This is a genomic window from Micromonospora lutea (assembly GCF_016863535.1).
GTDB classification, from domain to species: domain Bacteria; phylum Actinomycetota; class Actinomycetes; order Mycobacteriales; family Micromonosporaceae; genus Micromonospora; species Micromonospora lutea.
This window is the reverse complement of sequence record NZ_BOPB01000009.1, coordinates 96300-102763: the sequence shown is the minus strand read 5'-3', so window position 1 is coordinate 102763 and position 6464 is coordinate 96300. Positions and strand designations below refer to the sequence as shown.

1 protein-coding gene is annotated in these 6464 nt (G+C 69.8%); it reads right to left on the bottom strand.

Annotated elements, in window-relative coordinates; all coding sequences use genetic code 11:
* Position 1: 1 nt before the first annotated feature.
* Positions 2-6352 carry a non-ribosomal peptide synthetase gene (locus Vlu01_RS08355; RefSeq protein WP_203996233.1) on the bottom strand — a complete coding sequence of 2117 codons (6351 nt, stop codon included), beginning with the start codon at positions 6350-6352 and terminating at the stop codon, positions 2-4.
* Between the last annotated feature and the right edge of the window lie 112 nt (positions 6353-6464).

Genomic DNA, 6464 nt, shown 5'->3' with positions numbered 1-6464 from the left:
CCTATTCGTTCCCCGCACCGTGGCCGCCGGCAGCGGCCACAGCCTCGCTCACGTCGAGAGCCAGTTCACTGATCGTCGGAGCCTCGAACAGCCGCCGTACGGAGAGTGAGACGTGGAACATCTTGTTGGTGGCGACAATGACCTGCATCGCCCGCAGTGACTCGCCACCGATGTCGAAGAAGCGGTCGTGTACGCCGACCTGGTCGACCCGGAGCACTCGACACCAGATGGCGGCCAGTGCCCGCTCGATGTCCGTGCTCGGCGCCTGGTACGGCGCGCCGCCCTTGAGTTGCGCCTGACTGATCGGCGGGAGCAGGCCCCGGTCCACCTTGCCGGTCGGCGTGAGCGGCACCGACTCCATCACCAGCACCGCCGCCGGCACCATGTACTTCGGCAGACGTTCGCGCACGTACTGCTGGATCTCCTCGGGCACGAGTCGACTGCCGACGGCCGGCACCACGTACCCGACGAGCGTCTTGTCGCCCATCGGGTCGCCCTGCGCCACCACGATGGAACGCGCAATCTGCGGGTGGGCGTCGAGCAGCGCCTCGACGGCACCCAACTCGACACGGAAGCCGTGGATCTTCACCTGGTGGTCGGCGCGGCCCTGAAACTCGAGGAAGCCGTCGGCGACGGCGCGGGCCAGGTCCCCGGTGGCATAGCACCGCTCTCCGGGGCTGGCCGGGAATCGCGATGGACGGAAGCTGACCGCGGTCTCGGCGGGCCGGCCCAGGTAACCACGGGCGACCCCCGGGCCGGCGATCGACAGCTCACCGGTCACGCCCAATGGCACGAGTTGGCCGTGGTGGTTGAGCACCAACGCCTGACCACCCGGAACCGGCGCGCCGATCGGCACTTGCAGCCGTTCACCGAGATCGTCGCCAGCGTTCGCCGTCCAGGCGGTGGCCCACACCGTCGCCTCGGTCGGGCCGTACTCGTTGTGGAAGGAGCACGTCGGCAGCTTGCGCGCCGCGCTCTCGACCAGTTCGACCGGACAGGCTTCGCCGGCCGAGATGACCGACCGAAGGCTGGCCAGGTCGTCGGGCTCCCCTTGGTCGAGCAGCAGCTTCAGCAGCGACGGGATGCCCAACGTGTGGGTGGGGCGTGCGGTGGCGATGAGCCGTACCAGTGATTCGGGCTCACGCTGGTATCCCTCCGGAGGCAACAGCAGCGTGCCCCCCTGGCTGAGGGTCCAGAAGATGCCGGCGACCGAGCTGTCGAAGGTGAACGACGACAGCAGGAGGAACCGCTCGGCCTTCTCGGCGTAGTAGGCGTGCCGGGCGAGCGTGGAGAAGACCGCGTTGCGGTGCTCCACGACCACGCCCTTGGGCTGCCCCGTGGAGCCGGAGGTGTATATGACGTAGGCGGCGTTTGCGCAGTGGACCCCGCTGATGGGGGCGGTGTCCGGGTACCCGCCGGCGGGCATCGGCGACTCGTCCACCACGACGGTCGGCAGCTCGGCGAGTCCTCGGGCGCTGTACTGCTCCTGCGTCACGACCAACGCGCAGCCCGCGTCCTCGACAATCGCAATCAGCCGCTCGTCTGGCTGGCCCGGGTCCAGCGGCAGGTACGCCCCACCCGCCTTGAGTACGGCGAGCAGGCTGACGATCTGTTCGACCGAGCGCTCGGCGAGCACGCCGACAACCTGGTCGGGCCGTACGCCCCGGGAGCGCAGCAGGTGGGCGAGACGGTTCGCCCGGCGGTCCAGTTCCCGGTAGGTGACCGCGCGCCCGTCCAGCTCCACCGCTACCGCGTCGGGACGACGGGTGGCCTGCTCCTCGACGAGCTGGTGCAGGCAGCGTTCGTCGAGCACCGCTGCCGGCGACCGGCCGAGCTCACGCAGCCGGTCCTGTTCCCACTGCGGGGCGAAGGACCGGGTGTCGTAGCGGCTGTCGGGATCGGCCGCGATCGCGGCGAGGACCTGCGCGTAACACTCCTTGATTCCGGCCATGGTCTCGGCGGAGAACTGCAGGCTGTCGTACTCCAGCCGGACCTCGAGGTGACCGTTCTCGCGGTTGAGCCGGAAGATCCCGCAGAAGGGAAACGTCGATTCGCCGTACAGCTCGGTCGCAACGTGCGTAACGCCGCGCTCGCGCCATTGGTCAAGCACACCGAACACGTGGTAGTTCGTGTAGAAGAACAGCGTCTCCGCCAGCGGCTCGCTGCCCTGGTGCCGCTTGAGTTCGGCCATCGGCAGCCGCCGGTAGGGCAGCGATGCGCGTTCGGAGCCAAGTGTCACGGCAACGAGATCCCGCCAGGTGCCCCCGGTCGTGGCCACCCGCAGGGCCAGGCTGTTGACGAACAGACCGATCGCGGAGCTGCCGTCGGCGGTCTCCGGGCGGCCGTTGGTGACGGTGTAGGTGAGGGTGTCGGCGTGGCCGCCGTAGGTCGACATCACGGCGACGTGCGCGGCCATGAGCACGCTCTTGAGCGGTACCGCCAGACCGAGTGCGACCTGCTTGAGCTGGTCGGAGAGAGCGACATCGACAGGCACGGCGATCCGCACGATGTCCCGGGCGCCCTTGTCCACCTTCAGTTCGACGCCCGACCGGGGCAGCCGCATGACGGTGGCGTCGGCCAGGTACGTGTTCCAGAACTCGAAATTCTTCTCGTCGCGCAGCGCCTCCAGTTCCAGCGCCACCGCGTCGCGCATGCTGGATACCGGCGGGCGCATGGTGATGGGCTCGTCGAAGATCACCGAGAAGTAGTGGCCGAAGAGCTCGGCAATCATCAACGCCTCACTCCACCCGTCAATGATCTCGTGGTGGAACCCGTAGGTGAACTGCCACTCCTCGTCGGAGAGCCGTTGCACCATGAACCGGATCAGCGGATACTCGTCCAGCTCGAACCCGCGCGCCTTTTCGTCTTCGATCCACTGCTGCACGCGTTCGTCCTGCGCCTCGGTGGAGAGATCACGCAGGTCTTCGATCTGGAGCGGGGACGGGAACCGACGGTGCACCAGTTGCAGCGGCTGGCTGAAGGTGCCCATGTCGAAGGAGACCCGCAACATCGGGTGACGCTCGACCAACTGGTCCACGGCCATACGCATGACGTCGGCGTCGAACCGGACCTTGATCCGGATGGTCGCGATCGCATGGTAGACGGCGGACTTCGCGGCGAAGTCCCGGTGAAAGATCATCCCTTCCTGGAGGAGGTTGAGCGGGAACGCATCCTCCACGTTGTCCGGCATGAGGCCCCGGTCTTCGTCGGACACCAACGCGAACGGCGCCAGTTCCGGGGGCGCCTCGCGGTGCGTCCGCGAACGCAGGTACTCGGCACAGGCCCGTACGGTCGGGTGGGCGTGCAGGTCAGCGACGGAAACCTCGACGCCGCGCGCGCGGGCCCGGCTGGTCACCATGACGCTGCGGATCGAGTCCCCACCGAGGACGAAGTAGTTCTCGTCGATGCCGACGGCGTCGAGACCGAGCACCGAGGCGATCGATCCGGCGAGGATCTCCTCCACCTCGGTACGCGGGCCGACAAGCGTGGCGTCCTCCCGGGTTCGCACGTCGGGCCGAGGCAACGCGGCGCGGTCGAGCTTTCCGTTGACGGTCAGCGGGAGCGCTCGGAGCATGACGAAGGCACGCGGCACGAGTGTCTCCGGCAGCCGCGCCCGGCACCACTCGGCCAGTTCCGTCCCGTCCACGGTGACCGGCTCGTCACACACGACGTAGGCGATCAGCCGGGCAGCGGCGGACACCGGCGAGGGGACGTCCTCGTTGTGTCGAGCCAGCACGACCGCGCGGGCGACGAGTGGGTGGTCCGCCAGCACCGATTCGATCTCGCCGGGTTCGACGCGCACCCCGTTGATCTTCAACTGCTCGTCGATGCGACCCAGGTACTCGAGATCGCCGGAGGGCAGCCAGCGGGCCAGGTCACCGGTACGGTACATCCGAGCGGCCGGGTCGTCGCCGGGCTCGGCGACGAAGCGGCGGGTGGTCAGCTCGGCCCGGTTCAGGTAGCCGTCGCTGACACCGGCACCGCCGATGCACAGCTCACCCACCGCACCGTCGGGCACCAGTTCCCCGTCCGCGTCGGTCAGGTAGACGCGGGTCCCCGGGATGGGACGGCCGATCGGCACGGGACCGGCCGACGGTGTGTCCGCAGTGCAGGTGTACGCCGTGCTGCCGACGACGGTCTCCGTCGGACCGTACTCGTTGACCACGCGTACGCCCGCTTCGCGGAACAGCCGCACGGAGCGTGCGTCGAGCGCCTCGCCGCCCACGACCAGCGTGCGTACGCTGCCGCGGACCTGTTCCGGGGTCAGCAGCTGCGCGAGCAGGTCGAGATGGGTCGGGGTCACCTTGAGCACGCTCAGGTCACCGCCGGTGCGGAGTGCGGCGGCGATCCCAGCCGCGCCGCCGTCGCGGAGCATCTCCACCCGCTGTCCGGCCAGTAGCGGCGCGAGCATCGTGGTGAGCGTGAAGTCGAAGCTGATCGACGAGTGGGTGAGCACTCCCGTGCCCTCGCGCATGCGGTACGCCTCCGCGGACCAGGCCAGGTACGACATCAGGGCCGCGTGCGGCACCAGCACGCCGCTGGGAAGCCCGGTGGTGCCGGAGGTGTAGAGGACGTACGCGAGATCCGCAGGAGCCACCGTCGGCAGGGTGCCCTCGGCGGTGGCGAGGATCGCCGGCAGTTCCCGCTCCGGCACCATTACCGGGCGGTCCTGCTGGCCCAGTTCGGCCTGGCGCGTCGAGGTGCACATGACCAGCGCGGCGTCGGTGTCCTCGGCGATGTCGACGAAGCGCCGGACCGGATGGGCGGGGTCGACCGGCACGAATGCCGCGCCGGCGCGGAGCACGGCGAGGACGCACACCAACAACTCCGTACCGCGCTCGAGGCTGACAACAACCTTGTCACCACGGCCCAGTCCCCGCCCCACCAGCCAGGCGGCGAGCGTGCGGGAGCGGGCGTCCAGCTCGGCATAGGTCAGCTCGCCGGCGCCGTCGGACACCGCAGGACGATCCGGCGTGGCACTGGCGCGGGCCGCGAACGCCGCGACGACGGTGTCCTCGGAGACGGTACGCGGGCCGGCCTCGGCCGCCCGCTGCACCAGCACGTCGCGCTGTTTCCGGGTCAGCCACGCCAGCCCGGACAGCGGCGTCTGGGGCCTGGCCAGCGCGTCACGCAGCAGGGCCAGCATGCTCTCCGCCAACGCGGCCGGCACCATCGCGTCGCTGGTCGTCAGCGTCAACTCCAGGCCACGGTCACGGCGGTGACAGGCGAGGTGTGTCTCCGTTCTGGCGCTGGCGTGCTCGGCACCCACGTGAAAGCCGCACTCGGCCAGGTCGGCGATTCGCGAGTCGTCGCTGAAGCTGAAACCGATCCGGTTCGCCGCCGGCGCGGCCAGCTCCGGTAGGCGGGGGTCGAGGTGGTCGACGATCTCGGCGAATCGCCCGATATCACCTGCCAGCCGGGCGACCCAGGCGGCGAACGGTTCGTCGACGTCGACCGGACCGGGTACCGGCAGGTCACGCGCGAAGGCGCCAACGGCATCCCGCAACGTGGGGAAACCCCGTGCTTCGTCGGCGAACTCGACCGCGACGGGGCGGTCGCCCCACCACCGGTGACACGTCGCGGCGAAGGCGGCGGCGAGCACCGCGCCGACCGGCAGTGAGCGCGTCCCGGCGAACGCGTCGACCTCGGCGGTCAGCTCGGCGTCCAGCCACTGCCGATGCACGGCGCTGCTCACCACCGCAGGTTCGGGCCGCGCCGGACCGTCGTGGGCGACCTTGGCCAGCAACTCCCGGGCGGCACGGCGAGCGGCGGTGGTTTCCTCAGCGGCCAGCAGATCCTGGTGCCACGCCGCGAAGTCTGGATACTGCAACGGGGCCACGCCGTCGGCGTCCTGCGGCACCCCGACGCTGTAGTAGCTGGCCAGTCGCGCGACGATGATCCGCAGCGAGACGGCGTCGACGAGCGCCGCGTGCGCGGTCACCAGCAGAAGGTCGCGTCCCTCGCCGCCGGATGCGGTGGTGAGCAGGACCATTCGCAGCACCTGGCCGTCGGCCGGATCAAGCGCCTCGATTTCCTCCCGCCGGAGGTCGTCACGTTGCGCGCCGGTGGGGATCGACGGCACGGTGAGCACCCGCAGCTCCGTCGACCGTCGGCCGACCGCCTGAGCGACGTCGCCGCCGGGTGCGGCGACCAGCGCGGTACGCAGCGCCTCATGGGACTCCACCGTGGCGGCCAGCGCCGCCGCCAGCCTGTCCGCTTTCACCGGGCGGTCGATGTGGACCTCGCACTGCACGAAGTGTGTCGCCGGTCGTAGTTGCCGACGGTGCCACCACTGCTGCTGGATGGGGGCCGCCTGCAAGAGCGTCAGTTCCTGGTCACCGCTCGGCTTCATCAACACCAAACCCTGGTCTGGCGCAGCCGTGCACGCGACTTGCCGCATCGGCACGAGCACGGTGCGAGGAGAGTAGTTCCTACGACATCACCGACGGCCGCACGCCCGCCAA